Annotated in this window: 22 protein-coding genes and 1 pseudogene; 19 read left to right on the top strand and 4 right to left on the bottom strand. The window is 71.9% G+C overall.

Annotated features, from left to right (window positions below):
- Nucleotides 1-70: 70 nt before the first annotated feature.
- A complete protein-coding gene (locus tag KUM44_RS32925; protein ID WP_217213409.1) occupies nt 71-1,651 on the bottom strand; it encodes a carboxylesterase/lipase family protein in 1,581 nt (526 codons plus the stop codon).
- 332 nt (nt 1,652-1,983) lie between these two features.
- Between KUM44_RS32925 and KUM44_RS32920 the strand changes: the two genes are divergently transcribed.
- The 6 genes from KUM44_RS32920 (at nt 1,984) to KUM44_RS32895 (ending at nt 7,539) form a co-directional block, all read left to right on the top strand.
- Complete coding sequence (locus KUM44_RS32920) at nt 1,984-3,036, top strand: LacI family DNA-binding transcriptional regulator (RefSeq protein WP_217213408.1); 1,053 nt, start codon at nt 1,984-1,986, stop codon at nt 3,034-3,036.
- A 251-nt stretch (nt 3,037-3,287) separates the two neighbouring features.
- Nucleotides 3,288-3,752, top strand: a complete 465-nt coding sequence (locus KUM44_RS32915; RefSeq protein ID WP_217213407.1) for an SRPBCC family protein — start codon at nt 3,288-3,290, stop codon at nt 3,750-3,752.
- Between the two features lie 190 nt (nt 3,753-3,942).
- Nucleotides 3,943-5,100: a ferritin-like protein gene (locus tag KUM44_RS32910; RefSeq protein ID WP_217213406.1), complete on the top strand. Its 1,158-nt coding sequence runs from the start codon at nt 3,943-3,945 to the stop codon at nt 5,098-5,100.
- A 243-nt stretch (nt 5,101-5,343) separates the two neighbouring features.
- The gene (locus KUM44_RS32905; RefSeq protein WP_217213405.1) at nt 5,344-6,369 is read left to right on the top strand and encodes a DUF5954 family protein; all 1,026 of its coding nucleotides are present in this window, start codon (nt 5,344-5,346) and stop codon (nt 6,367-6,369) included.
- Between the two features lie 67 nt (nt 6,370-6,436).
- Nucleotides 6,437-7,069, top strand: a complete 633-nt coding sequence (locus tag KUM44_RS32900) for a VOC family protein (RefSeq protein WP_217213404.1) — start codon at nt 6,437-6,439, stop codon at nt 7,067-7,069.
- A gap of 62 nt (nt 7,070-7,131) precedes the next feature.
- A complete protein-coding gene (locus KUM44_RS32895) occupies nt 7,132-7,539 on the top strand; it encodes a VOC family protein (RefSeq protein WP_217213403.1) in 408 nt (135 codons plus the stop codon).
- Here KUM44_RS32895 and KUM44_RS32890 read toward each other — a convergent pair.
- Together KUM44_RS32890 and KUM44_RS32885 are read right to left on the bottom strand one after the other, a co-directional pair.
- Nucleotides 7,516-8,199 carry a helix-turn-helix domain-containing protein gene (locus KUM44_RS32890; protein WP_217213402.1) on the bottom strand — a complete coding sequence of 228 codons (684 nt, stop codon included), beginning with the start codon at nt 8,197-8,199 and terminating at the stop codon, nt 7,516-7,518. The two genes, KUM44_RS32895 and KUM44_RS32890, sit on opposite strands and share 24 nt — an antisense overlap.
- A 108-nt stretch (nt 8,200-8,307) precedes the next feature.
- Complete coding sequence (locus tag KUM44_RS32885; protein WP_217213401.1) at nt 8,308-9,288, bottom strand: AraC family transcriptional regulator; 981 nt, start codon at nt 9,286-9,288, stop codon at nt 8,308-8,310.
- Between the two features lie 80 nt (nt 9,289-9,368).
- On the opposite strand from KUM44_RS32885, the gene KUM44_RS32880 reads away from it, so the two are divergent.
- Entirely contained in the window at nt 9,369-10,220 is an 852-nt protein-coding gene (locus tag KUM44_RS32880) for an NAD(P)H-binding protein (protein ID WP_217213400.1), read from the top strand.
- 203 nt (nt 10,221-10,423) lie between these two features.
- On the opposite strand, the gene KUM44_RS32875 is transcribed toward KUM44_RS32880, so the two are convergent.
- The gene (locus tag KUM44_RS32875) at nt 10,424-11,569 is read right to left on the bottom strand and encodes a YihY/virulence factor BrkB family protein (RefSeq protein WP_217213399.1); all 1,146 of its coding nucleotides are present in this window, start codon (nt 11,567-11,569) and stop codon (nt 10,424-10,426) included.
- 135 nt (nt 11,570-11,704) lie between these two features.
- On the opposite strand from KUM44_RS32875, the gene KUM44_RS32870 reads away from it, so the two are divergent.
- From KUM44_RS32870 to KUM44_RS46055, 12 genes and pseudogenes are all read left to right on the top strand, one after another.
- A complete protein-coding gene (locus KUM44_RS32870) occupies nt 11,705-13,339 on the top strand; it encodes an acyl-CoA dehydrogenase family protein (protein ID WP_217213398.1) in 1,635 nt (544 codons plus the stop codon).
- 332 nt (nt 13,340-13,671) lie between these two features.
- On the top strand, nt 13,672-14,961 hold the full coding sequence (locus KUM44_RS32865) for a GAF domain-containing protein (protein WP_217213397.1): 1,290 nt from the start codon (nt 13,672-13,674) through the stop codon (nt 14,959-14,961).
- A gap of 158 nt (nt 14,962-15,119) precedes the next feature.
- Nucleotides 15,120-16,409 (top strand): hypothetical protein, encoded by a 1,290-nt coding sequence (locus tag KUM44_RS32860; RefSeq protein ID WP_217213396.1) that lies wholly within the window; start codon nt 15,120-15,122, stop codon nt 16,407-16,409.
- Nucleotides 16,410-16,528: 119 nt separating this feature from the next.
- Entirely contained in the window at nt 16,529-17,101 is a 573-nt protein-coding gene (locus tag KUM44_RS32855; RefSeq protein ID WP_217213395.1) for a GNAT family N-acetyltransferase, read from the top strand.
- A 127-nt stretch (nt 17,102-17,228) separates the two neighbouring features.
- A complete protein-coding gene (locus KUM44_RS47745) occupies nt 17,229-17,312 on the top strand; it encodes a putative leader peptide (protein ID WP_310591794.1) in 84 nt (27 codons plus the stop codon).
- A 127-nt stretch (nt 17,313-17,439) separates the two neighbouring features.
- On the top strand, nt 17,440-19,137 hold the full coding sequence (locus KUM44_RS32850) for a nitrite/sulfite reductase (RefSeq protein WP_217213394.1): 1,698 nt from the start codon (nt 17,440-17,442) through the stop codon (nt 19,135-19,137).
- Between the two features lie 31 nt (nt 19,138-19,168).
- Nucleotides 19,169-19,348 (top strand): hypothetical protein, encoded by a 180-nt coding sequence (locus KUM44_RS32845; RefSeq protein WP_217213393.1) that lies wholly within the window; start codon nt 19,169-19,171, stop codon nt 19,346-19,348.
- Nucleotides 19,345-20,055 carry a phosphoadenylyl-sulfate reductase gene (locus tag KUM44_RS32840; RefSeq protein ID WP_217213392.1) on the top strand — a complete coding sequence of 237 codons (711 nt, stop codon included), beginning with the start codon at nt 19,345-19,347 and terminating at the stop codon, nt 20,053-20,055. The genes KUM44_RS32845 and KUM44_RS32840 overlap by 4 nt, the downstream gene beginning before the upstream one ends.
- A gap of 3 nt (nt 20,056-20,058) precedes the next feature.
- Nucleotides 20,059-20,646, top strand: coding sequence for an adenylyl-sulfate kinase (cysC, locus tag KUM44_RS32835; protein ID WP_217213391.1), 588 nt, complete (start codon nt 20,059-20,061; stop codon nt 20,644-20,646).
- Nucleotides 20,643-21,590 carry a sulfate adenylyltransferase subunit CysD gene (cysD, locus tag KUM44_RS32830; protein ID WP_217213390.1) on the top strand — a complete coding sequence of 316 codons (948 nt, stop codon included), beginning with the start codon at nt 20,643-20,645 and terminating at the stop codon, nt 21,588-21,590. The genes cysC and cysD overlap by 4 nt, the downstream gene beginning before the upstream one ends.
- A 2-nt stretch (nt 21,591-21,592) precedes the next feature.
- Complete coding sequence (locus KUM44_RS32825; RefSeq protein ID WP_217213389.1) at nt 21,593-22,927, top strand: sulfate adenylyltransferase subunit 1; 1,335 nt, start codon at nt 21,593-21,595, stop codon at nt 22,925-22,927.
- Nucleotides 22,928-23,134: 207 nt separating this feature from the next.
- Nucleotides 23,135-23,500 (top strand): annotated as a pseudogene (locus tag KUM44_RS46055) (sulfate ABC transporter substrate-binding protein); the annotation flags it as partial.

Raw genomic sequence — 23,500 nt, 5'->3', positions numbered from 1 at the left:
GTGGTGGTACGGGACTCTGTGGCGCGGCTCGGCGGATAGCGCCGCCCGAGCCGTATGCGAATCAGTACCCCTAGGGCCGGCGCACCGCTCCCGGCAACCGCAGACGTCGTACCACCGCCCGCAGTTCCGCACCGCGCCCGGCCGGGCCGAGGGCCGGGGCAGGGGCGGGTGGGGGTTGCGGGGGTGTGGGCGCGGCGGCCCACAGGGCGAGCTCGGCGTCGCGCGGTCCGTGCGCGGTACGGGTCTCGCCGTCGCCGAAGATCCGCACCGGATGCGAGTCGTCCCAGGGCTGCCACCCCGGGTCGCCGTCGACCGCGAACCGGACCCACGCCCGGTGCATCTCGTCGGCGAGCTCCCGCGGGGCGCCGTCGCCGGCCAGCTTGCGGGACTCGGGGACGTCGCCGGTGTCGAAGACGAAGCCGAGCTCCAGCGCGTGGCAGGAGCCGAGGTCGGGGAGGGTGGAGGGCCAGGCGAACTCGTACACGTACGACGACCCGGGGCAGGCGTCGGCCAGGTGGTGCAGGGGGATGCGCAGCAGGTGGTCGGTGACCATCTGGCCGACGATCTCGGCGGTGCCGGCCTCCGGGTGCAGGGTGCGGTAGCCGCGCGGGATGTCGGCGCCGGCGTGGCAGCGGGCCATGGCGCCGGCCAGGGCGACCGCGCCGAGCCGGTCGACGCGCTCCAGCAGCCCGCCGGGCACCAGCCACAGCCGGTACTCGTCCCGGGTCCAGCCCATCATCAGGTCGACACCGACCGCGGCGTCACCCTCCGTGATCGCCGCGAGGGGATCGCGGGGCACGATGTCGCCGTCGACGACGATCCCGAAGGCGGGCCCGCCCACCACGGGGCTGCTCAGCCGGCCGACCTCGGCCTGGGTGCGCAGCAGCAGCTCACGGTCGACGTCCGCGAAGGCGGCGGCGGTGCCGGGGATCTTCAGCCGGGTGGCCATGCGGCGCACCATCCGCCGTACCTTGTCCCGGTCGGCGGTCTCGGGCGGCCCGCTCTGGAGAATCGCCCGCTGGACCAGTCCCTGGGCGGGTGGGGCGGCGAGCAGCGCGCCGATGCTGATCGCGCCGGCGGACTGGCCGAACAGGGTGATGCGGCCGGGGTCGCCGCCGAAGGCCTCGATGGACTCGTGCACCCACTCCAGGGCGGCGAGCTGGTCGCGCAGGCCGGGGTTGGCGGGGGCGTCCGGGAAGTAGCCGTAGCCCTCGACGCCCAGCCGGTAGTTGACCGAGACCAGGACGACGCCGTCGCGGGCGAAGGTCCGGCCGTCGTACACGGGCATGCCCGCGGTGCCGCGGGTCAGGGCGCCGCCGTGCAGCCACACCATGACCGGCAGCCGGGCGCCCGGGGCGGGTTCGGGGGTCCAGACGTTGAGGTTGAGACAGTCGTCGCCGGGCACGACGGGGTCGGACAGGTACTGTGCGAAGGCCTCGGAGTACGGCGGTTTCGGCGGGGTCGGCCCGAAGGCCGCGGCCTCGCGCACACCGTCCCAGGGCTCCGGCGGCTCGGGCGGCCGGAATCTGCGCGGGCCGAACGGGGGCGCCGCGTAGGGGATGCCGCGGAACACCGCGACGCCCTGTTCGTACCGGCCCCGTACAGCACCGTAGGGCGTGCTCACCACGGGGTCTGCCTGGACTGCTGTCATCCGTCCACCAGCCTCCTCACCGCGCTCGTGCACCGTGAAGATCAGAGCAACTCATTGTGGCCCGATATTCCGGTGCACGAGCGGGTGTGAGGGCTGTTCGGCGTACCCCGCTACGGGGCGTGCACGGCTACTTGGCGTACATCGAGTGGGACGCCTCACCTGCTGGTAGCCCGGGACGCGTTCGAAGTTTCGAAAGTCGCGGACCTGGCAGACCTGCGATCTCCGGCCTCTTCCGGACTCATTGCGGCGAACCTAGGGTAGGAAGCGCTTACTGTTTCCGCGCTGGTCGAAACTTTTCATGGCCCTCGGGCGGGCCGGAGAGGTGGTTCCCGATGGTCCGTACGGGCGGAGCGAGCGTGACCGCCGGACCGACCCTGGCCGTCGTGGCCCGTGAGGCCGGGGTGTCCGTGCCGACCGCGTCCAAGGTGGTCAACGGCCGGGAGGACGTGGCCCCGGAGACCCGCCGCCGGGTCACCGAGGCCCTGGACCGGCTGGGCTATGTCCGCAGACCGCGCTTCGACGCGGCGAAGACCCCCGGGCTGGTCGATCTGGTCGTGCATTCGCTGGACACCTCGTGGTCGGGTGCGGTGCTGCACGGTGTGGAGGCGGCGGCACACGACGCGGGTCTCGAGGTGGTGGTCTCGGCCGGGCTGACCCGGACCCGGGGCGGGCGCCCGGAGCGGGGCTGGCTGGACAAGCTCACCGCGCGCGGCTCGTCCGGGGTGCTGTTCAACCTGGCCGAGCTGACGGCGTCCCAGTACGCCTGGCTGGAGCAGCACCGCATCCCGTTCGTGATGATCGACCCGGTACTGGAGCCGCCGCCGGGCGTGGTGTCGGTGGGCGCGGCGAACTGGCACGGCGGTGTGACCGCGACCGAGCATCTGCTGGCGCTGGGCCATCAGCGGATCGCGGTCATCGCCGGTCACCAGCGCAAGATGTGCAGCACCGCCCGGGTCGCCGGGTACCGCTCGGCGCTCGCGTCGGCCGGCGTGCGGCACCGTCCCGACTACGTGCGGCACGCGAGCTTCGACGAGGGTGTCGCCCGGCGCCGGATGCTGGAACTCCTCGAGCTGCCCGAACCGCCGACCGCCGTCTTCGTCTGCTCGGACCGGATGGCCCTCGGCGTCTACGAGGCGCTGGCGGAACGGGGACTGAGCGTGCCGGACGACATGAGCGTCGTGGGCTTCGACGATCTGCCGGAGGCCCGCTGGATCGCCCCGGCCCTGACCACGGTGCGTCAGCCGCTGTCGGAGATGGCGGCGACGGCGCTGCGGCTGCTGGTGCGGATGATGGAGGGGGAGCGGCCGGAGAGCACGCGGACGGAGCTGTCGACGCGCTTGGTGGAACGGGCGAGCACGGCCGCGCCACGCGGGCTGTCCCGCTGAAGCCTCACCTGGTTGGCCGGGCGGTTCACGGCTACGGGCGCTGGGGGTGCGCGGGTCGGCCAGGGGGTGTTGTGATGGTCACGTGCGGTGCCCGCGCCCGCCGCGGCAGCGGCTGGTGTCGCAGCCGGTGCGGCGAGGGTGCGTGCCGGGCGCCGTGGGTGCTGTGCGGGACTTTCACAACACCCCCTGGCGCCGAAGGGCCGTGTTCGGCGAGTCGAGCAGGTCGGGATCGTCCGGAAGGAGTGGTCGTTGTGGCCCGGAACCGGCGTCTGATCCTGAGCTCCCCGTCGAAGGTCTGGGGGCTGCTGTCCGAAGGCCATCGCTACGGGGAGTGGGTGTCGGGAACGCAGCAGGTTCTCGAAGCGGACCCGCACTGGCCCGACGTGGGCGCCCGTCTCCAGGTCCGGGTCGGGGTCGGGCCGCTGGTCCTCGACGACACCTGCGTCGTGCGGATCTGCGAACCGCAACGCCGGCTGGAGCTGGAGGCGAAGGCGGATCCCTTCGGCGCGGCCCGTATCGCCATGCGGCTGATCCCGTGGGGCGAGAACACCCTCTTCACTCTCGACTGGCATGCCCTGCGCGGCCCCGGCATCCGGATGCACGGGCTTCCCGTCGACTATCTCGTCCGGATCCGCAACGGCATGATGCTGACGAAACTCGCCCGCATCGCGGTGCGCGAGACCGGTGACAGCGCCCTCGGCACCCGAGCTCACTGAGCGGTTCCGGCGTGCGGCGCCGGCCCTGATCGCGTTGGACCGACAGGGTGGTTGATGCGCCGACCGGCCCGTCTGCCCTGGTGGCGGCGGTGATCGTTGCTAGCTTCGCGAGCTGTCCGAGGGTCCCGGGGGCATCGAGCCGAGGCGGGGCCATGGCCATCAGCTGAGGCGAGAGTCGAGAGGCACGGGTATGAGCGAAGATCCGGACGGTCAGGCGGTTGCCCCGTTCAGGCGCAGGAGTTTCCTGGCGTCGGCCGCGCTGGCGAGCGGCGCGCCGGCCGTGGTCGCGGTCGCCGGTCCCGCGCAGGCTGCCGGGCCGACGACGGGCGGTGTGGCCGCGGCGCCCGCCGTCGGGTCCGTGGCACGGCTGCTGGCCGTTCCCGCGGACAGCCGCGGGGTCAACTGGATCAGGTCGGCCCTTCAGGTAGCCGTGGCACTCGAACTCGCCACCATCCCGCCGTACTTCTGCGGTCTGTGGTCCGTCAAGGACCGCCGCACCGAGGTCGCGAGACTGATCCAGCGCATCGTCGGCGACGAGATGTACCACCTGGGCATCGTCTGCAACCTGCTTGTGGCGGTGGGCGGAAGGCCGCAGATCAAGGCCGCCGCGCCCGTCTACCCCGGCCCGCTGCCCGGCGGTGTCCGGGCCGGCGTGACCGTCTACCTGTCGGGCCTGACCAAGGCCTACGTACGCGATGTGATGATGGCGATCGAGGCCCCCGAGGAGTCGCTCGTCCGCAGCGCGCAGGCCTCCCCCACCGTCGGCGAGTTCTACGAGGGGCTGCTGGGGGCGTTCCGGACGGTGCGGCCGGAACTGTCGGCGCGGGGGCAGCTGTCGCAGTACGTCTTCTCCGACGACCTGTCGCCGATCGAGAACCTCGACCACGTCGAGCAGGCCGTCGCGATCATCATGGAGCAGGGCGAGGGCACCACCAGCTCACCGTCGGCTTCCTTCGAGGACGACCACCCGGCGCACTACTACGCCTTCGGCGAGATCTACCACGGCCGGGAGCTGCGTCACACCGAACACGGCTGGCAGTACGTCGGCGCGCCCGTGCCCTTCCCCGACGTACGCCCGATGGCCCCGATCCCCGTCGGCGGCTGGCCCAACCCGCCGGCCCGGGTGCGGCAGCTCCTGCACCACTTCGACGCCACCTACAGCACCGTGCTGGACACCCTCGACGCGGCCTGGGCGGGCGGCGGCCACCGCACCCTGGGCGCGGCCATCCACGCCATGCGCGGCCTGGAGCGGCCCGCCGTGGAACTGATGGAGACCCCGAACCTGTACGTCCCCGGCACCTACGGCCCCCAGTTCCGCGCGCTCCGCAGGCGGCTGCCGGCCTCCTGACCCCGTGCCGGCGGCCGTGAACGGCCGCCGGCCCACCGTCGCTCCGCATGCCCCACCGAGATCGGGATCACCGCCGAGATGGTCGGGGAGCTGCTGTACAAGCAGCTCCCCGACCTCGCCGACCGACGGTGATGCCGCGGGCGACGAGCGCCGCGCGCGCCGTGGCTGCTCGCGGGTCCAACAACCCTGGTTGTTGGACCGGTTCACCCACACGGGCCGACGACGCCCCGCAACAATGCGTGCATGAACCATGACTGGCAGCGACAGATCCACGCGCTCCACGAGGAGTTGGTCCGGCGCGACGACCCCGCCGCCTGGGTGCGGGAGGCCGACGCGGTGGAGGCCTCTGTGCTGTATCCCGGGTTCGCCCTGCGGGGGCCGGTGTTCGGGGTCGCCGTGCAGGATCCGGCGGTGGGGCCCGAGTGGCGGGTGTTGAAGCCGGTCGTGGACGGCATGCCGCAGATGTGCCGGGACGCGCTGAACACCTGTCTGTGGTTCCGCGCGAAGGACGACACCGACGATCCGGCCGTACGGCGTGAACTGCTCGCCGCCGTGGACGTGTTGAGCCGGGAGCCGGTGAACGAGGTCGAGGTGTGCGGGGCGCGGTACCGGATCGTGCGCGGGGACGAGTTCTCGCGCTGCGACGACCAGAACGCGCTGGAGCCGCCCAGGCCCACCGACCCTGAGCCCGCCGAACGGACCTGGGATCCACGCGCCGACCACTCCCCCTCCCCCGACCTGGACTTCGTCCTGGACCCGGATCCCACGAGCGACGGCCCGATGGCGGGCGCCCTGCGGGCGGCGCTGCGGGACTTCGCGTACCAGGGCATGCGGTTCCCCGCCCTGGTACGCCGTGACTCGGAACGGGCGGCGCTCTCGCATCCGGGGATCGTGCTGCTGCCCACGTGCTTCGGCGTGGTCGAGCGGGAACGCACCGGCTGGGAGCCGGCCCTCGCTCTCCAGTCCACCCCGCATGACGCCCGGCGCGCGCTGTACGACGCGCTGGGCGAGATGTGGCCCATGCTGTACCGGTTCGACGACGAGAAGAAAGCCGTGTACGCCAAGGCGGCCGAGGAGTTCCGGGCTCTCGAACGCGCCGACGAGGCCCGTGTGGAGGGCCGGGTCTTCCGGATCTGCCGCACCGAGCGCCTGCTCCGCATGGGCCCCGACGGCCCGGAGACCCCGCGCCCCTCGGACAGGGACGACTACGGCCCCATGAAGATCCATCCGACGCTGCTCGACGACGGCACCCTCGTCTACGACGAGTGAGCCGGCACCCTCCGTCCGGCGCACAGGTGTTCCATATCGCGCGCCGCCCTGCGTAGCCTCGGCTGCGATGAACGCCATTCCCGCGCTCCTGGACCATCTCGTCCTCGCGACCCCCGACCTGTCCGCGACGGTCGCCGACTTCGCCCGACGCACCGGCGTGACCCCCGCACCGGGCGGCGTGCACATCGGGCTCGGCACCCGCAACCATCTCGTGTCACTGGGCGGCGCCGGCTATCTGGAGATCATCGGCCCGGATCCCGAGCAGTGCGCGCCCGGGCAGCCCCGCCCCTTCGAGGTCGACGGGCTCACCGCCGCGCGCACGGTCACCTGGGCGATCAGCCCGCCCGACCTGGATTCGGCCATCGAGGCCGCCCGGGCCCAGGGGTACGACCCCGGCGCGGCGCAGACGATGAGCCGCCGCAGACCCGACGGCACCCTGCTGGAGTGGCGGCTCACCGACGGCGACGACGCCCACCCCTCCGGCCCCGTCCCCTTCCTCATCGACTGGAGCGCCACGATTCACCCCACCGCCTCCGGTCTGCCGGTCACCCCCCTGCTCTCCCTGTCCGCGAGCGCCCCCGCCCCGGACGAGATCCGCCCCCTGCTGTCGGCACTCGGCACGGACCTGGACCTCACGCCCGGCCCGGTGAGGATCTCGTTCACGGTGGACACGCCGCGTGGCCCGGTCACGTTCCACTAGGTGTCCGGCAGGCGTCCGATTCCTTCAAGACCGGCCGCCGCCCGGCTGCCTAGGGTGGCCGCATGACTCCACGATTCGATGCCATCGGCCTCGTCGTCTCCGACATGGCCGCCTCGGTCGCCTTCTACCGCCGCCTCGGCTTCGCGTTCCCCGACGGCGCCGAGCACGAGCCCCACACCGAGGCCGAACTCCCGGGCGGACTACGCCTGATGCTCGACACCGAGGAGACGGTGCGGTCCTTCCTCCCGCAGTGGCAGCCGCCCAGCGGTGGCGGCCGTCACTCCCTGGCGATGCGCTGCGACGACCCGACGGAGGTCGACGCGGTGTACGAGGACCTGGTCGGCGCCGGCTACCACGGCGAGCTCAAGCCGTGGGACGCCTTCTGGGGCCAGCGGTACGCATCCGTGCAGGACCCGGACGGCAACGGCGTCGACCTGTTCGCGCCGCTAGCCGCCACGCCTGCCCACTAGCTCCCCGAGGGGCAGCCCCGCGAGCTCCTTGACGTCGCGGGCCAGATGAGCCTGATCGGCGAACCCCGTCCGGACAGCGGTCTCGGCGAAGCCCACGCCCTCCCGGGCCAGCGTGAGAGCTCGTTGCAGCCGCAGGATCCGGGCGAGCGTCTTGGGGCCGTACCCGAAGGCGGCGAGTGACCTTCGGTGCAACTGGCGTGCTCCGATGCCGAGTTCGTCGGCGGTGGCGGCGACCGGGCGCCCGGCGTGGAGGGCCCCGACCAGCCTGTCCAGCAGGGGGTCCGGTGGGGTCGCGCGTTCCAGTGCGACCTCTTCGAGCACCGCCGCGGGGTCAGCGGCCGCCGCGACACGCCCTTGTAGTCGACGGACCTCCGCCGCGGGCCACAGCTCGGTCAACTCCACACGCCGGTCGCGCAGTTCGTATGCCGGCGTCCCGAGGAAGGCGGGCGCGGTGCCCGGGCGGAAGCGCAGCCCCACCCAGGTCCTCGCCGCCCCCTCGGTGACGTACGCCCGCGTGTCGGGCCCGGCGACGAGCAACCGCCCGTCGTTCCAGAGCAGATCCATACACCCGTCGGGCAGCACCCGCCCGGTGCCGGTGCCATCAGGGGTTTTCCTCCACAGCACAGCACCAGCCAGCTGAGACCCCCACTCCGTGTACATACAAACGAGGCTACGCGGCACCCATCCCAGGGGCGCGGGGAACTGCGCGATCAACCACAACGCATCCGCAGCCCGCAACGCACCCACGCCCCCACGGGGCAACCCGCCCTACCCCACGACCCCCCGCCCCCGATACTCCTGCGGACTCACCCCGTAAACCCGCTTGAACGCACTGGACAACGCAAACGCGCTGCCATACCCCACCTGCCGGGCAATCGCATCCAGCGTCTCCCCACCACCGCGCACCGCATCCGCCGCAAGCCCCAACCGCCACCCCGTGAGATACGTCATCGGCGGCTCCCCCACCAACTCCGTGAACCGCCGGGCCAGCGCCGCCCGGGACACTCCCGCCTTGCCGGCCAGCGAGGCGACCGTCCACGGGTGGGCCGGGTCGTCCTGGACGAGCCGGAGCACCCGGCCGACGACCGGGTCGGCCATGGCCCGGTACCAGGCCGGGGCCTCCGCCTCCGGACGGGAGAACCAGGCCCGGAGCGCGGCGATGACCAGCAGGTCGAGCAGCCGGTCCAGGACGACCTCCTGCCCGGGCTCGTCGCGGACGACCTCCTCCATGAGACAGGGCGTGAGCGGGCAGTCCCACACGTCGGCCGTGAGGCACAGCAGCGGCGGCAACGCGTTCAGCAGCCGCCCACTGATCTCGCCCTGCCAGAGATACGTGCCGATCAGCATCACGGCCGACCCGTCGAGCCGGTCGCCCCAGGTCCGCACACCCAGGTCCATCGAGCCGTTGAGGGAGCGCCCGTCTGGGTAGCGGCACTCGGCGCCCGGGAGGATCAGGGCCTGGGGCGCGGTGCCGGGGTCGTCGGCGCAGGTGTAGGGGCCGGGCCCGCGGGCGATGGCGAGGTCGCCGGGCCGCAGTCGGATCCTCCCCCGGCCTTCGGCCGGGGGGACCCCCGTCTCGCTTCGGTCGCCCTGGTCGGGGATCACCCAGGCGTCGCCGCGGACCATGACCATGACGGTGAGCGGGGCGCGGTCCTCGACGCGGATGGACCAGGGCGGTTCGAAGCACGCGCGGATCATGAAGGCGCCACGCGCGCGTGGACCCTCCAACAGGCCTGCAAGGGCGTCCATGGCGTCAGCGTAGACGGCCGCGCATGGGAATGAGCCGTTCAGCGATGGGCTGTTGGGGCGCGCGGCCGTTGACTTGAGGCATGACGCAGAACGCAGCCGACACGGCGAACACGCAGCGGATGACGGTAGTGGTGACCGGGGCCTCGGGTCGTACGGGGAGCCGGGTGGCGGAAGCGGCGCGCGGGGCGGGGCTCACGGTGCGGGCCGCGTCCCGGGCGCGGGGCTTCGACTGGGAGGACCCGACGACGTGGGCGCGGACCCTGCGGGACGCGGACGCGGCGTATCTGATGTACCCGTCGGACGTGGGCTCCCCGGCGGCGGCCGAGGGCATCGGGGCGCTGGCGCGGGAGGCGGTGGGGCTCGGGGTGCGGCGGCTGGTGCTGCTGTCGGCGCGCGGTGAGGACCAGGCGTTGCCGACCGAGGAGGCGCTGATGTCGTCCGGGGCGGACTGGACGATCGTACGGGCGACGTGGTTCGCGCAGAACTTCAGCGAGGGGCCGCTGGTGGAGGGGATGGTCCACGGGGAGCTGGTCTTCCCGGCGGGCGAGGTGCGGGAGCCGTTCGTCGACGTGCGGGACATCGCGGACGTGGTGACGGCGGCGCTGACGTCCGGCGACCGCTATGTGGGGCGGACGCTGGAGCTGACCGGGCCGCGGCTGCTGTCCTGGCGGGAGGCGGTCGCGGAGATCGCCGAGGCGTCGGGCAGCAGGATCACGTACACACCGGTCCCGACCCGGGCCTACGGCGAGGCCCTGACCGGCTTCGGGGTGCCGCCCGAGGAGGTCGAGCTCCTGACCGAGGTCTTCGACACCCTCATGGACGGCCGCAACGCCCATGTCACGGACGACGTCCGCGAGGTACTGGGCCGCCCACCGCGCGACTTCGCCGACTTCGCGCGGGAGGCCGCGGCGTCGGGGGCGTGGAAGGCCTGAGCGGACTCGCGGCTGCCCTAGGCCCTGTCGTTTGGATCACCCCGGCGTCGCGGGGCCTGGCACGCGCATCTGCGGCGTTGTCGTCGGTTGCCAACGCTCCGCGTTGGCGCCCTCCTCCGCCTTGCAGCTGCACGCACCAGGCCCCGCTCGGGTCGGCTGAAAGGAGCCGCGCCTCACAGCCGGGCTGATCCAAACGACAGGGCCTAGGAGTCCTCGGGCTTGTGCGGAGGGTGGTGGTGCGTGCTCTTGGCGTGGGTGCGCAGCCGCGACGTCACGTCCTCCGGTGGGAGGAAGCGCGTCCAGCGCTCGGGGAACTCCGACGGCATGTCCGGGTCCTCGGGGTCGTGTTCGTGGGCCGCGGCGGCCCGGGCGACGTACTCGGCGACCTGGGCCTCGCGCAGGCGTTCGTTCGCGGCGCGGGCCGCGGCCGTCGCGGCGGCCGGCCAGACGCGGTCGATCGCGGCGTTGACCGCGGCTCCGACGAGCACGGCGAACGCGGACACGCCGATCCACAGCATCACGGCGACGGCGGCGGCGAGGGAGCCGTAGATCGACGCGCCCTCGATCGTGTTCGTCAGGTAGATGCGCAGCAGGAAGCTGCCCAGCACCCACATGCCGAGGGCGACCAGCGCGCCGGGCACGTCCTCGATCCAGGGGGAGCGGACCGGCACGGAGACGTGGTAGAGCGTGGTCAGGAACGCGATCGACAGGACGATCACGACGGGCCAGTACAGGACCTGCACCAGGGTCTCCGACCAGGGCACGATCCGTACCACCGCGTCCGGTCCCGCCACCATCAGCGGCAGCGCCACCGAGCCGATCAGCAGGGCCGCGATGAACAGCAGGAACGCCACCAGCCGGGTCTTGACGATGCCGCGGACGCCGTCGAGGCCGTACATCACGGTGATCGTGTCTATGAAGACGTTCACCGCGCGCGACCCCGACCACAGGGCGAACAGGAAGCCGACGGAGATGACGTCGGGGCGGCCGCCGCGCATCACGTCGTCCAGGATCGGCTGGGCGATCTGGCGCACGCCCTTGTCGGACAGGACGGTGCGGGAGGCCTCGATGAGGTTGGCCTCCAGGCTGCTGATGGTGTCGGTGCCGGTCCAGTCGTCGACGTAGCCGAGGAGGCCGATCATGCTGAGCAGCAGCGGCGGCACGGACAGCAGCGTGAAGAACGCGGCCTCGGCGGCGAGGCCCAGGATGCGGTACTCGATGCAGGAGTTGACGGTGTCCTTGAGCAGCAGCCAGGCGGTCCTGCGCTTCGAGACGTTCCGGTAGAGGACACGCGCCCGGTGGAGACGCCCGGAGGGCTGCTGAGGGGACGATTCACTTGCTGGCTGCACGACCTAAAGGTATCCGCCGTGCGGGGGCGCACTCACCGCGGCGCCGGGTCCGACGCCCGCCGTCTGCCCGGTCCCCCGCGCCGGTGCCGTGTCACGGTGGAGACCGACGCCGCACGGAGGGATAGGTTCACAGCCATGGCAGGCAGCACGCACACCGTGACCAACCAGCCCCCGCCCCTTGTCGGGTACGACGCCTACACCTCCGACCGGGCCCTGAGCGAGGCCGTCGACCGTCATCTCGACCCGGAGCTGCTGGACGAGGTCCGGGGCGAGCTGGCGGCGCTCGGGAAGACCTGCGGTTCGGCGCAGGTGCAGGAGTGGGGGGTGCTGGCCAACGAGCACCCGCCGACGCTGCGCACCCATGACCGCTACGGCCACCGGGTCGACGAGGTCGACTTCCATCCGGCCTGGCACCGGCTGCTCGGCAAGGGCGTCGCCGCGGGACTGACCGCGGCGTGGGGACGGCCCGGCGGTCACGTCCGACGGGCGGCGGCTTTCGTCCTGTGGACCCAGGTCGAGGCCGGCAACGGCTGCCCGCTGTCCATGACCCATGCCGCAGTCCCCGCCCTGCGCACGGACCCCGGCCTCGCCGCCGAGTGGGAGCCACGGCTGACGTCCATGATCTACGACCGTGAGCTGCGGCCCGCCGCCCGGAAGGCCGGGGCCCTGTTCGGGATGGGCATGACGGAGAAGCAGGGCGGCAGCGACGTACGCGCCAACACGACGGCCGCGACCCCGCTCGCCGAGGACGGCACATACACCCTGACCGGCCACAAGTGGTTCTGCTCGGCGCCGATGTCGGACGGCTTCCTGGTGCTCGCGCAGGCGCCCGCGGGGCTGACCTGCTTCCTCGTCCCGCGCGTACTGGCGGACGGCAGCCGCAACGTCTTCCTGATCCGGCGCCTCAAGAACAAACTGGGCAACCGCTCCAACGCCTCCGCCGAGGTCGAGTTCGACGGGACGTGGGCACGCCGGGTCGGGGAGGAGGACCGCGGGGTGCGCACCATCATCGAGATGGTGGCGGCGACCCGCCTCGACTGTGTCCTCGGGTCGGCGGGACTGATGCGGCAGGCCGTCGCGCAGGCGGTCCACCACTGCGCCCACCGCGAGGCGTTCGGCGGAAAGCTCGTCGACAAGCCCCTGATGCGCAACGTCCTGGCCGACCTGGCCCTCGAGTCCGAGGCGGCGACCGTTCTCGCCATGCGCCTCGCCGCCGCCTACGACGACGGAGGCGAGCAGGAGCGCGCCCTGCTGCGGATCGCGGTGCCGACCGCCAAGTACTGGGTGACCAAGCGCTGCACGCCCCTCACGGTCGAGGCCTCCGAATGCCTGGGCGGCAACGGCTACGTCGAGGAGTCCGGCATGCCCCGCCTGGTCCGCGAGTCCCCCCTGAACTCGATCTGGGAGGGCGCCGGCAACGTCCAGGCCCTGGACGTCCTCCGCGCCCTGCAACGCGAGCCCACCGCCCTCAACGCCTACCTCCAGGAGGTAGGCAAGGCCCGCGGCGCCGACCACCGCCTGGACGCGGCCATCAAGGGTCTCCTGACAGAACTCGCCGACCTGGAGGGCATCGAATGCCGAGCCCGCCGCCTGACCGAACGCCTGGCCCTGACCCTCCAGGGCTCCCTCCTGGTCCGCTTTGCTCCCCCGGAGGTGGCCGACGCCTTCTGCGCCTCCCGCCTGGGCACCGACGGAGGCTCAGCCTTCGGCACACTGCCCCCAACTCTGAACCTGCGTTCAGTGGTGGCCCGGTCAAGGCCGCAGGCCTGACCCCAGGGGCGCGGGGAACTGCGCGACCAGCCCCCACGGCCCGCACCCGCCGACGAGACAGCCCCCGGAACCCCACCCGAGGCGCCCTGCTCAACCGCCGGAGGTAGGGGGTGGTGCTGCGCCGACACGGCACCACCCCCACCATGGCCCGTTCGAGGCCGCGAACGCCGCTCGGGACGGCGTCGCTCAAGTTTCAACCAGACCAGAGCCGTCCACCAGGGTTGCAAGGGGTTGCAACTTGTTGGCGACTGTGTGCGGAGTGTGTGCCTCCGCGAGCGGCGGGCGGGCACTATGAGACACACGGTCAGGACACACCCGAACCGGGAGGACCCGTGGCGCACTCGCCGACGGACGTGACGCAGCTGGCCGCCGTGGACGCGGCGCGGGCGGCGCGAGTACTCAGCGAGGTCCGCGCCGCCACACTCTCCGGCCGGCGGGCGAAGGTCGCGCCGCGCCCGGTGATCGAGCAGTCCTGGTCACGCATGCTGCGCAGCGGCGTCGACCCGGACCACGACGTCCGGTCCGGTCTGCTGCCCCGCGAGGAGGTGCAGCGGCGCCGGGAGGACACCACGCTCAGACATGTCCTGCCGGTGCTGCGCGAGGGCCTGCTGTCGGTCGCGGACGTCGCCCACCACATCATGGTCGTCGCCGACGGCGACGGCCGGGTGCTGTGGCGGGAGGGCAACTCCTCCGTGCTGCGCAAAGCCGACAATCTCGGCTTCGAACTCGGCGCCGACTGGCGGGAAAGCGTCGTCGGCACGAACGGCGTGGGCACCCCGGCGGTCGTGCGCCGGCCCGTGCAGGTCTTCGCCTCCGAACACTTCCAGCGCTCGCAGACCTCCTGGACCTGCACCGGCGCCCCCATCACGGATCCGCGGGACGGCCGGCTGATCGGCGTGGTGGACGTCAGCGGGCCGCTGGAGACCATGCATCCGGCGACGCTCGCCTGGGTCGACTCGGTGGCCAAGCTCGCCGAGGCCCGGCTGCGGGAGCTGCACCTGACCTCGCTGGAGCGGTTGCGCGCGGTGGCGGCGCCGGTGCTGGCGCGGCTGGAGGGCCGGGCGCTGGTGGTGGACCGGGACGGTTGGACGGCAGCGGTGTCCGGGATGCCGTACACGCACCGGATCGCGCTGCCCAAGTCGATGTCGCCGGGCCGACGGTGGCTGCCGCCGCTGGGCCTGTGCTCGGTGGAACCGCTGGCGGGCGGCTGGCTGCTGCGGGCCTCGGAGGAGCCGGTGCCGGCCGCGGCGACACGCATCGCGCTGGATCTGACCCAGCCGCGCCGCTGGTCGGTGACGGTGTCCGGCGGCGCGGGCTCCTGGAGCCATGAACTGAGTCCCCGGCATGCCGAGTTGCTGTATCTGCTGGCCCTGCAACGGGCCGGCCGCAGCGCTGCGGGGCTGGCCGAGGACGTGTTCGGGGACGCGGGCCGTACGGTGACGGTGCGCGCGGAGATGTCCCGGGTACGGCGCTACCTCGGGGCGTTCCTGGAGCATCGGCCGTACCGCTTCCGCGAGGACGCGGAGGTCGAGGTGCTGCTGCCGGACGACCCGCGCGACCTGCTGCCGCACTCGACGGCACCGGCGGTGGTGCGGGGGCGGATCGCGGCCGACATGCCCTGACCCCGGACGCCCTGCGGAGTGCATCTTCCGCATATTTGCAGGGTCTTAGTCCGCAACCGTGCCCAACTGCCGTAGCATCCCTGTACGGGCCGCCCCACCTGCTCCTTTGGTCAACGCACGGACCAATAGCCGCAGTTGGCCCGCCTCGGGAGGTTGTGATGAAGCACCGCGGCAGACATCGTCGACGCAAGCAGGGCCGCGCGGTGCGCGCGTTCCTCGCCGGAACCGCCCTCGCGCTCACCGCCGCCGCCACGATGATCAGCGCGTCGCAGGCCACGGTCGGCGACAACCCCGGGGCGCTGGAGCCGCTCACCAGGGCGGCGGAGACCCGCCCGCTGCGGCTCCAGGAGCAGCTGGTCCCGCAGGCCACCCTCGACGAACTCGCCTCCGGCATGGGCAAGCCGGTGGGTGTCCGTGCCGTCCTGGAGACCGCCGACCGGAGCCTGCGCACCGCGTCCGGCTGTACGGCCGACGAGCGCACGGCACTGCCGGTCGCGCCGGCGGCCACCCGCGCGTACTGCTGGGACGCCGCCGACACCCGGACCTGGCGGGCAGGTGCGGTCACCACCTCGGGCGACGCCGACGACGACGGCTGGTGGAACGACCACCGGGTGCTGCTCTCCGGCTGGAGCCAGGGGTCCGCCGACCGCGGCCTCGCCCGGGTCGCCTTCGTCGACGCGGGCGACCTGAGCCGCCTCAGGTACGCGTCGGCCCTCCTGGTCGTCCCGGTGGACGGCGGACGGGACTACCGGGCCCTGACCTCCCGCCTTTCCGGCATGGTCTGGTACCAGGACAAGCTGCTGGTCACCGCGGGCGACGGCCTGTACGTGTACGACATGAACCGCGTCCAGCGCACCACGGTGGACAGCGCCGCGGTGGGCCGCGTCGAGGAAGGCTGGTCGGCGCACGGCCACCGTTTCGTCCTGCCGGCCGTCGGCTCGTACCGGCTGACCGGCGGAAGCGCCGCCCCCGCGCTCGGCGGCATTTCCCTCGACCGGGCCACGGCGCCCGACAGCCTGGTCGCGAGCGAGCGGACCGCCGTCGACAGCGACCGGCACGCCCGTCTGTGGCGCTACGACTTCAGCAAGGACCCGGCCCGCCCAGGCCTGCTCTCCACCGACGCCACCGGATCCGCGTCGGCGGTCGAGGCGTACGAGACGGAGGCCTCCGGCATCGCGGGTGTCCTGTCGCGCCCCTCCGCCGGCACGGGCCGTTCGGACTGGTACGTCAGCCGCGCCCCGGGCTCCACCGACCGGCAGGGCAGCCTGTGGAGGCAGGACACCGACGGCGCCGAGGCGACCCGCTGCGGCTCGGAGGACGCGCCCCGCTGCTGGGGCGTCCAGGCCGGCCCGCTGTCGTACTGGGAGGCGACCGGCGAGGTCTGGTCCCAGTCGGGCCGGATGCTGTTCGCCCTGCCGCTGAGTTCGATCGATTCGGCGCTGGGCTGAGGCGCCCCTAAAGGGCGCGGGCCGTATCGATGTGCGACTCCGCCGCGCGGGCGCGACCAGCCACAACGAACCCGAAGAACAATCGACACAGCCTCCACTCGGATGATTTCCTGGCCACCATGCCCACTATCCCCGTGACCACCTGGTCCTTGGAACAAACCGCCCCCACCGATCTCCTCCCGGCCCAGCCCCCGGAGGACCACGTGGAGATCGTCCGCTCCGAGGTGCCCTCCCCCGAGTTCAGCCGGTTCCTGTACGCGTCCGTGGGCGGCGACATCCTCTGGGTGGACCGGCTGCGCTGGACGTATGCGCAGTGGCAGGCGCATCTGGAGCGTCCGGGTGTCGAGACGTGGGTCGCCTACGACCGGGGGACGCCCGCGGGGTACGTGGAGCTGAGCCCGCAGGACGACGGGATCGTGGAGATCGAGTACTTCGGGCTGATTCCGGCCTTCCGCGGCCGCCGTATCGGAGGTGCTCTGCTCTCGTACGGCGCCGCCCGCGCCTGGGACCTCGCGGAGCGCTGGCCGGGGCTGGCGCAGACGAAGCGGGTCTGGCTGCACACGTGCAGCAAGGACGGGGAGCACGCCATGGGCAACTACCTGCGGCGCGGCTTCAAGCTCTTCGACACCAAGGTCGAGGAGGAGGCCGTGGTGGCCTCGCCCGGTCCGTGGCCCGGCGCTTACCCTGGCTGAGCCGGGGAGAAACGGCCCGATACGGGCCATGTGACCGACACCACCATTGTCTCACTCTCCGGGACAAGGGTGTCCGCATCTTGGACGAAGCTGGACTCTGTCCAGATCGCCGTGACACGCTTCCGTCATGTCTGGAACTGGAATTGCCTTGGTGAGTCGGCGGCACGTCGACCTCGGCCGCATGTCCAGCGCCATCTGTCCGGCGCGCTGACAGCCCCGCAGCGCCCGACATCTCTCTCTTTCCGCTTCATTCCCGCGCAATGCCGCGCACCTATACCCATGCGCCCGTATGCGCAGGTCAGAGCCGCTTCCCGCCTGTCCCGAAGGACGTAACCACCATGGCCGCCACCCCGCAGAAACCTGCCGCCGCGACTCCCCGCCGCAAGGTGAGCCGTCACCGCGGTGAGGGTCAGTGGGCCGCGGGGCACCACACCCCGCTGAACGGCAACGAACAGTTCAAGAAGGACGACGACGGTCTCAATGTGCGGACACGCATTGAGACGATCTACTCCAAGCGGGGCTTCGACTCGATCGACCCCAACGACCTGCGCGGCCGGATGCGCTGGTGGGGCCTGTACACCCAGCGCAAGCCCGGGATCGACGGCGGCAAGACCGCGATCCTGGAGCCGGAGGAGCTGGACGACAAGTACTTCATGCTGCGGGTGCGGATCGACGGCGGTCGCCTCACCACCCGGCAGCTGCGGGTGATCGGCGAGATCTCCGAGGAGTTCGCGCGCGGCAGCGCGGACATCACCGACCGGCAGAACATCCAGCTGCACTGGATCCGCATCGAGGACGTGCCGGAGATCTGGGACCGCCTGGAGGCGGTCGGGCTGTCCACCACCGAGGCCTGCGGCGACTGCCCGCGCGTGGTCATCGGCTCGCCGGTCGCCGGGATCGCCGAGGACGAGATCATCGACGGCACCTGGGCGATCGACGAGATCCACGAGCGGTACATCGGCAGCAAGGAGTTCTCCAACCTGCCGCGCAAGTTCAAGACGGCGATCTCCGGCTCCCCGCTGCTCGACGTGGTCCACGAGATCAACGACATCGCCTTCGTCGGTGTCGAGCACCCCGAGCACGGCCCCGGCTTCGACCTCTGGGTGGGCGGCGGCCTGTCCACCAACCCGAAGCTCGGCGTCCGGCTCGGCGCCTGGGTGCCGCTGGACGAGGTGCCCGAGGTGTGGGCCGGAGTGGTCGGCATCTTCCGCGACTGGGGTTACCGGCGCCTGCGGACGCGCGCCCGCCTGAAGTTCCTCGTCGCCGACTGGGGCCCGGAGAAGTTCCGCCAGGTCCTGGAGGACGACTACCTCGAGCGCAAGCTGGTCGACGGCCCCGCGCCCGCCGACCCCGCGGGCCGCTGGCGCGACCACGTCGGTGTGCACCGGCAGAAGGACGGCCGCTACTACGTCGGTTTCGCGCCGCGCGTCGGCCGGGTCGACGGCGCCACGCTCACGAAGATCGCCGAAGTGGCCGAGGCGCACGGCTCGAACCGGGTCCGCACCACCGTCGAGCAGAAGATGATCGTCCTCGATGTCGAGGAGGCGCAGGTCGAGCCGCTGGTCGAGGCCCTGGAGGCGCTGGACCTGACCGCCAAGCCGTCCCCGTTCCGGCGCGGCACCATGGCCTGCACCGGCATCGAGTACTGCAAGCTCGCCATCGTCGAGACCAAGGCCCGCGGCTCCCAGCTGATCGACGAACTCGAGCGCCGTATCCCGGAGTTCGACGAGCCGATCACCATCAACCTCAACGGCTGCCCGAACGCCTGCGCCCGTATCCAGGTGGCGGACATCGGTCTCAAGGGCCAGCTGGTCCTCAACGACCAGGGCGAGCAGGTCGAGGGCTACCAGGTGCACCTCGGTGGCGCACTGGGCCTGGAGGCCGGCTTCGGCCGCAAGGTGCGTGGCCTGAAGGTCACCTCCGAGGAGCTGCCCGACTACGTCGAGCGCGTGCTGAAGCGCTTCCAGGACGAGCGCGAGGACGGCGAGCGGTTCGCCGCCTGGGCCGCGCGCGCCTCCGAGGAGGCACTGTCGTGAGCGGCAGCGAGCGACAGCGAAAGGAGGGGCCATGAGCGAGCGGGCCGCCCCCTTCTACTGCCCCTACTGCGGTGACGAGGACCTCCGCCCCAGCGAGCAGGGCCACGGCGCGTGGGAATGCGCGGCGTGCAACCGCGCATTCCAGTTGAAGTTCCTCGGGCTGCTCGCCCGGGGCCTTCAGCACAACGACGCAGGGGGAAAACAGATATGACGACGCTTCAGGAAGAGCGCACGACCGACGATCTGAAGGCGCTCGCCGAGCAGGCGGGCCGTGACCTGGAGGACGCCTCCGCACTGGAGATCCTCCAGTGGGCGGTCGGCACCTTCGGCAAGCGCTTCTGCGTGACCTCGTCGATGGAGGACGCGGTGGTCGCCCATCTCGCCTCGCGCGCGATGCCCGGCGTGGACGTCGTCTTCCTCGACACCGGCTACCACTTCGAGGAGACCATCGGCACCCGCGACGCGGTCGAGGCCGTGATGGACGTCAACGTCATCACACTGACCCCGCGTCAGACGGTCGCCGAGCAGGACGCCGAGTACGGTCCGAAGCTGCACGACCGCGACCCCGACCTGTGCTGCAAGCTGCGCAAGGTCGAGCCGCTGGAGCGGGGCCTGAAGGACTATGTGGCCTGGGCGACCGGTCTGCGCCGCGACGAGTCCCCGACCCGGGCGAACACCCCGGTCGTCGGCTGGGACGACAAGCGCCAGAAGGTCAAGATCTCCCCGATCGCCCGCTGGACGCAAGACGACGTCGACGCCTACGTCACCGAGCACGGCGTCCTCACCAACCCGCTGCTGATGGACGGCTACGCCTCCGTCGGCTGCGCCCCCTGCACCCGCCGGGTCCTTGAGGGCGAGGACGCCCGCGCCGGGCGCTGGGCGGGCCGCGCCAAGACCGAGTGCGGGCTGCACGGCTGACCCATGACCGAGTCCTCTGCGTTTCCCACGCCTTCTGCGAATTTGGAGAACCACGTGACGAGCGGAGCCACCGTCTGGCTCACCGGTCTGCCGAGCGCCGGCAAGACCACCATCGCCTACGAACTGGCCGGCCGGCTCCGCGCGGAGGGCCACCGCGTCGAGGTGCTCGACGGCGACGAGATCCGCGAGTTCATCTCGGCGGGCCTCGGCTTCAGCCGCGAGGACCGGCACACCAACGTGCAGCGCATCGGCTTCCTCGCCGAACTGCTCGCCCGTAACGGCGTGAAGGCGCTCGTCCCGGTGATCGCGCCCTACGCCGACAGCCGTGACGCGGTCCGCAAGCGACACCAGGAGAGTGGGTCGGCGTACCTCGAGGTGCACGTGGCCACTCCGGTCGAGGTGTGCTCCGTACGCGATGTGAAGGGGCTGTACGCCAAGCAGGCCGCGGGTGAGCTGACCGGTCTGACCGGGGTCGACGACCCGTACGAGGCGCCCGAGTCGCCCGATCTGCGGATCGAGTCGCAGAACCAGACCGTCCAGGAATCCGCGGGCGCGGTCCACGCGCTGCTCACCGAGAGGGGACTGGCATGACGACGACCGTTGCCACGGTCAAGGGGGGCGAGGACGGTACGGACTCCCCGTACGCCCTCTCCCACCTGGACGCGCTGGAATCCGAGGCCGTCCACATCTTCCGTGAGGTGGCGGGCGAGTTCGAGCGGCCGGTGATCCTGTTCTCCGGCGGCAAGGACTCCATCGTCATGCTGCACCTGGCGCTGAAGGCGTTCGCGCCGGCGCCGGTGCCGTTCACGCTGCTGCACGTCGACACGGGGCACAACTTCCCCGAGGTCATCGAGTACCGCGACCGTACGGTCGAGAAGCACAACCTGCGGCTGCACGTCGCGTCGGTCCAGGACTACATCGACCGCGGTGTGCTCAAGGAGCGCGCGGACGGCACGCGCAACCCGCTACAGACGGTGCCGCTGACGGAGAAGATCCAGAGCGAGAAGTTCGACGCGGTCTTCGGCGGCGGGCGGCGCGACGAGGAGAAGGCGCGGGCCAAGGAGCGCGTCTTCTCGCTGCGGGACGAGTTCTCGCAGTGGGACCCGCGCCGGCAGCGGCCCGAGCTGTGGAACCTGTACAACGGCAGGCACGCGCCCGGCGAGCACGTGCGCGTGTTCCCGCTGTCCAACTGGACCGAGCTGGACGTCTGGCAGTACATCGCCCGCGAGGGCATCGAGCTGCCGGAGATCTACTTCGCGCACGAGCGTGACGTGTTCGCCCGCAGCGGCATGTGGCTGACGGCGGGCGAGTGGGGCGGGCCCAAGGACGGCGAGACCGTCGAGAAGCGGCTCATCCGCTACCGGACCGTCGGCGACATGTCCTGCACGGGTGCCGTCGACTCCGACGCGGTGACCCTGGAGCAGGTGATCGCCGAGATCGCCGCGTCCCGGCTCACCGAGCGCGGCGCCACCCGCGCCGACGACAAGCTCTCCGAGGCCGCGATGGAAGACCGTAAGCGCGAGGGGTACTTCTAAGCATGAGCACGATCACGACCGAGGAGCTCTCGGCCACCACGCTGCTGCGGTTCGCCACGGCCGGCTCCGTCGACGACGGCAAGTCCACCCTGGTCGGCCGGCTGCTGCACGACTCCAAGTCGGTCCTCGCCGACCAGCTGGAGGCCGTCGAGCACGCCTCCCGCAGCCGCGGCCAGGACGCCCCCGACCTGGCGCTGCTGACGGACGGCCTGCGGGCCGAGCGCGAGCAGGGCATCACGATCGACGTGGCGTACCGCTACTTCGCGACCCCGCGCCGCCGGTTCATCCTCGCCGACACCCCCGGCCATGTGCAGTACACCCGCAACATGGTGACGGGCGCGTCGACGGCCGAGCTGACGGTGATCCTGGTCGACGCCCGCAACGGCGTCGTCGAGCAGACCCGCCGGCACGCGGCCATCGCGGCCCTGCTGCGGGTCCCGCACGTCGTGCTCGCCGTCAACAAGATGGACCTGGTCGACTACCAGGAGTCCGTCTTCGCCGCCATCGCCGAGGAGTTCACGGCGTACGCGCTGGAGCTGGGCGTCCCGGAGATCACCGCGATCCCGATCTCGGCGCTGGCCGGCGACAACGTGGTGGACCCGTCAGCGAACATGGACTGGTACGGCGGCCCGACCTTCCTGGAGCACCTGGAGACGGTCCCGGTCACCCACGACCTGAGCCACTGCCACGCCCGGCTGCCCGTGCAGGTCGTGATCCGGCCGCAGACCGCCGAGCACCCGGACTACCGGGGTTACGCGGGGCAGATCGCCGCCGGTTCGTTCCGGGTCGGCGAGTCGGTGACCGTGCTGCCGTCGGGCCGTACGTCGAAGATCGCCGGCATCGACCTGCTGGGCGAGCCGGTCGACATCGCGTGGACCACGCAGTCGGTGACCGTCCTGCTGGAGGACGACATCGACATCTCGCGCGGCGACCTGATCGTGCCGACCAAGGACGCGCCCCCGACCACGCAGGACATCGAGGCGACGGTCTGCCACGTCGCCGACGCGCCGCTGACGGTCGGTCACCGGGTGCTGCTGAAGCACGGCACGCGCACGGTGAAGGCGATCGTCAAGGACATCCCGTCCCGGCTCACGCTGGACGACCTGTCCCTGCACCCGCACCCCGGACAGCTCGTCGCCAACGACATCGGCCGGGTGAAGATCCGCACCGCCGAGCCGCTGCCGGTCGACTCCTACGCCGACTCGCGCCGCACCGGATCGTTCATCCTGATCGACCCGAACGACGGCACCACGCTCACCGCCGGCATGGTCGGCGAGTCGTTCGCGTCGCCGGAGCCGGTCAAGGACGAGGCCGAGGACGACGGGTGGGACTTCTGAGATGAAGGCCCACGACGTCTACTCCACGTTCGCGAAGGAGGGCGGCCGCGTCGGCAGCGGCGCCCTCGGCAGCGGGCAGGGCGGAGTGGCGCGATGTGTGCGCTGACCCGCGTGCACCGTATGCGCGCCGCCGCGCACGAACCTGCCGACTCCCCGGCCACGACCTGACACGGGCGTGACGCCGGGCTACCGAGAGGAACACCTCCCGTGCCTGCCACTCCCGCCCTGCGACGGACGTTCGCCGTCCTGGCCGCGCTGCCGCTGCTGGCCCTCGCGGCCTGCGGCTACGGCTCCCAGGCCAAGGAGAACACGGAGCACGCCGTCGCCGGGGCGGCCAAGGTCGACGGCCTGGACTCGGTGAGGATCGGCTACTTCGGGAACCTCACGCACGCCACGGCGCTGGTCGGGCGGCACGAGGGGCTGTTCCAGAAGGAGCTGGGCGGGACGACGGCGCGGTATGCCACGTTCAACGCCGGTCCCTCGGAGATCGAGGCGCTGAACTCCCGGTCCATCGACATCGGCTGGATCGGCCCCTCCCCCGCCATCAACGGCTATCTCAAGTCGAACGGCACC

This window comes from Streptomyces sp. AC550_RSS872, from assembly GCF_019049285.1.
Lineage (GTDB): Bacteria > Actinomycetota > Actinomycetes > Streptomycetales > Streptomycetaceae > Streptomyces.
The sequence above is the reverse complement of the archived record's forward strand: the minus strand, read 5'-3'. Positions and strand labels throughout refer to the sequence as shown.